4 protein-coding genes are annotated in these 3,416 nt (G+C 68.9%); all 4 read right to left on the bottom strand.

The window, feature by feature from the left end; translation table 11 throughout:
- The coding region (gene rfbC / locus B4920_RS25570; protein WP_079437564.1) for a dTDP-4-dehydrorhamnose 3,5-epimerase at window positions 1–536 on the bottom strand (536 nt) is incomplete at its 3' end.
- Complete coding sequence (gene rfbA / locus B4920_RS25575; protein ID WP_079437565.1) at window positions 536–1,426, bottom strand: glucose-1-phosphate thymidylyltransferase RfbA; 891 nt, start codon at window positions 1,424–1,426, stop codon at window positions 536–538. The genes rfbA and rfbC, both read right to left, overlap by 1 nt.
- Window positions 1,427–1,445: 19 nt before the next feature.
- A complete protein-coding gene (gene rfbD, locus B4920_RS25580; protein WP_079437566.1) occupies window positions 1,446–2,342 on the bottom strand; it encodes a dTDP-4-dehydrorhamnose reductase in 897 nt (298 codons plus the stop codon).
- A 12-nt stretch (window positions 2,343–2,354) separates the two neighbouring features.
- Window positions 2,355–3,413: a dTDP-glucose 4,6-dehydratase gene (rfbB, locus tag B4920_RS25585; protein WP_079437567.1), complete on the bottom strand. Its 1,059-nt coding sequence runs from the start codon at window positions 3,411–3,413 to the stop codon at window positions 2,355–2,357.
- Between the last annotated feature and the right edge of the window lie 3 nt (window positions 3,414–3,416).

Genomic DNA, 3,416 nt, shown 5'->3' on the forward strand with positions numbered 1-3,416 from the left:
TCCGCCAGCGCCTTGCCGGCCTGATCCTTGGCCGACAGCAGCGGCGGGCCGTCCAGCTCGTGCAGCGGCCACGCGACGCCCACCGTCGGGTCGTTCCAGGCCAGGCTGCGCTCGAACTGCGGGGCGTAGTAGTCGGTCGTCTTGTACAGGAAGTCCGCCGAGTCGCTGAGCACCACGAAGCCGTGCGCAAAGCCCGCCGGCACCCACAGTTGCCGGTGGTTGTCCTCGGAGAGTTCGACGCCGTCCCACTGGCCGAAGCTCGGCGAGCCCTGGCGCAGGTCCACCGCCACGTCGAAGACACGCCCCTTGACGACCCGCACCAGCTTGCCCTGCGGGTGCTGGATCTGGTAGTGCAGGCCGCGCAGCACGCCCTTGGCGGAGCGGGAGTGGTTGTCCTGCACGAAGTCCACGTCGAGGCCGGTGGCCTCGCGGAAGACCTGGGCGTTGAAGCTTTCCATGAAGAAGCCGCGGGCGTCGCCGAAGACTTTCGGCTCGATGATCAAGAGGCCGGGAATGCGCGTTGCGGTGACCTTCATCAGAACACCTTCTCTTCAAGCAGGCGCAGCAGGTACTGGCCGTAGCCGTTCTTGGCGAGCGGGGCGGCGAGCTTTTGCAGGTGGGCGGCGTCGATCCAGCCGGCGCGCCAGGCGATCTCTTCGGGGCAGGCGATCTTGAGGCCCTGACGCTTTTCGATGGTCTGGATGAACAGGCTGGCGTCGAGCAGGCTTTCGTGGGTGCCGGTGTCGAGCCAGGCGTGGCCGCGGCCCATGACCTGCACGTCGAGGGCGTCCCAGTCGAGGTACTGGCGGTTGACGTCGGTGATTTCGAGTTCGCCGCGCGGGCTGGGCTGGATGGACTTGGCGACGTCGACGACGCGCTGATCGTAGAAGTAGAGGCCGGTGACGGCGTAGCGGCTCTTGGGGACCTTGGGCTTCTCTTCGAGGCTGATGGCGTGGCCGTCGGCGTTGAATTCGACGACGCCGTAGCGTTCGGGGTCGGTGACCGGGTAGGCGAAGACGGTGGCGCCGTCTTCCTTCTGGGTGGCGGCACGCAGGTCGGCGGCGAGGTCGTGGCCGTAGAAGAGGTTGTCGCCGAGCACGAGGGCGCTGGGGGCGTTGCCGATGAAGTCTTCGCCGATCAGGAAGGCCTGGGCGAGGCCGTCGGGGCTGGGCTGGACGGCGTACTGGAGGTTGAGGCCCCACTGGCTGCCGTCACCGAGCAGTTGGGTGAAGCGCGGGGTGTCCTGGGGGGTGGAGATGATCAGGATGTCGCGGATGCCCGCCAGCATGAGGGTGCTGAGGGGGTAGTAGATCATCGGTTTGTCGTAGACCGGGATGAGCTGCTTGGACACCGCCAGGGTGGCGGGGTGGAGCCGGGTGCCGGAGCCGCCGGCGAGGATGAGGCCTTTGCGTTGCAGGGTGGTCATGGGGGGGTCCCGTTCAAGGTCAATTCAGGATTTCGGTGAGCATGCGGTCGACGCCCTGCTGCCAGGCCGGGAGGCGAAGGCCGAAGGCGGCCTGCAGCTTGCGGGTGTCGAGGCGGGAGTTGGCCGGGCGGACCGCCGGGGTCGGGAAGGCGCTGGTGGGCACCGGGCGGATGGCGTCCGCGGCGACCTGGATCGGCACGCCGCGGGCGCGGGCGAATTCGATGACGTGGCGGGCGTAGGCGTGCCAGGTGGTCTCGCCGCCGGCAACGAGGTGGTAGAGGCCGCCGAGCTCGGGGTTGGCGAGGGTGGCGCGGGCGGCGTGGGCGCTGACGTCGGCGAGGAGTTCGGCGCCGGTGGGGGCGCCATGCTGGTCGTCGATGACGGTGAGGGCGTCCCGTTCGGCGGCCAGCCGGAGCATGGTCTTGGCGAAGTTGCCGCCGCGGGCGGCGTACACCCAGCTGGTGCGGAAGATCAGGTGGCGGCAGCCGCTCTGGCGGATGAGGTCTTCGCCTTCGAGCTTGGTGCGGCCGTAGACGGACAAGGGGCCGGTGGGGGCGTCTTCCGTGCGCGGGGCGTCGCCGCTGCCGTCGAAGACGTAGTCGGTGGAGTAATGGACGAGCAGCGCGCCGCGCCGGGCCGCTTCGCGGGCGAGGACGCCGGGGGCCAGCGCGTTGAGCGCGCGGGCGAAGTCGGGTTCGCTTTCGGCTTTGTCGACGGCGGTGTGGGCGGCGGCGTTGACGATGAGATCGGGGGCGACGGCGTCGACGGTGGCGGCGAGGCTGTCCGGGTCGGCAAAGTTGCCGGACAGGCCGGGGGCGCCGTCGTGGTCGAGGGCGATGACGTCACCCAAGGGGGCGAGGCTGCGCTGCAGTTCCCAGCCGACCTGGCCGTTCTTGCCGAAGAGGAGGATTTTCATCGAGGGCGTCCTTCAGCGGGCGGTGTAGTTCTGTTCGACCCATTCGCGGTAGGCGCCGCTTTGGACGTGGGCGACCCAGTCCTGGTGGGCGAGGTACCAGGCGACGGTCTTCCGGATGCCGGTCTCGAAGGTCTCGGCGGGGCGCCAGCCGAGTTCGCGTTCGATCTTGCGGGCGTCGATGGCGTAGCGGCGGTCGTGGCCGGGGCGGTCGGCGACGTAGGTGATGAGGCGGCTGTAGCTGCCGGCGGGGTCGGGCTTGAGTTCGTCGAGCAGCGCGCAGAGGGTCTTGACGATGTCGATGTTGGGCTTTTCGTTCCAGCCGCCGACGTTGTAGACCTCGCCGGGGGTGCCGGCGTCGAGGATGGCGCGGATGGCGCTGCAGTGGTCGGTGACGTAGAGCCAGTCGCGGATCTGCTGGCCGTCGCCGTAGACGGGCAGCGGCTTGCCGGCCAGGGCGTTGGCGATGATCAGCGGGATGAGCTTCTCGGGGAAGTGATAGGGGCCGTAGTTGTTGGAGCAGTTGCTGGTGGTGACCGGCAGGCCGTAGGTGTGGTGCCAGGCGCGTACGAGGTGGTCGGAGGCGGCTTTGCTGGCGGAGTACGGGCTGTTGGGTTCGTAGGTCTTGGTTTCGGTGAAGGCGGGGTCGTTCGGGCCGAGGGAGCCGTAGACTTCGTCGGTGCTCACGTGGTGGAAGCGGAAGGCGGCCTTGCCGGCCTCATCCAGGCCCTGCCAGTGGGCGCGGGCGGCTTCGAGCAGGGTGAAGGTGCCTTCGACGTTGGTCCGGATGAAGGCGCCGGGGCCGTGGATGCTGCGGTCCACGTGGCTTTCGGCGGCAAAGTGGACGATGGCGCGGGGCTGGTGTTCGGCCAGCAGGCGGTCGATCAGCGCGCGGTCGCCGATGTCGCCGTGCACGAAGACGTGCCGCGCATCCCCTTCCAGGGAGGCCAGGTTCTCGCGGTTGCCCGCGTAGGTCAGGGCGTCCAGATTGAGCACCGGCTCGTCACGGGTTGCGAGCCAGTCCAGTACGAAGTTGGCGCCGATAAAGCCGGCGCCGCCGGTTACGAGAATCATGGA

It is taken from the genome of Zoogloea sp. LCSB751 (assembly GCF_002028455.1).
Lineage (GTDB): Bacteria > Pseudomonadota > Gammaproteobacteria > Burkholderiales > Rhodocyclaceae > Zoogloea.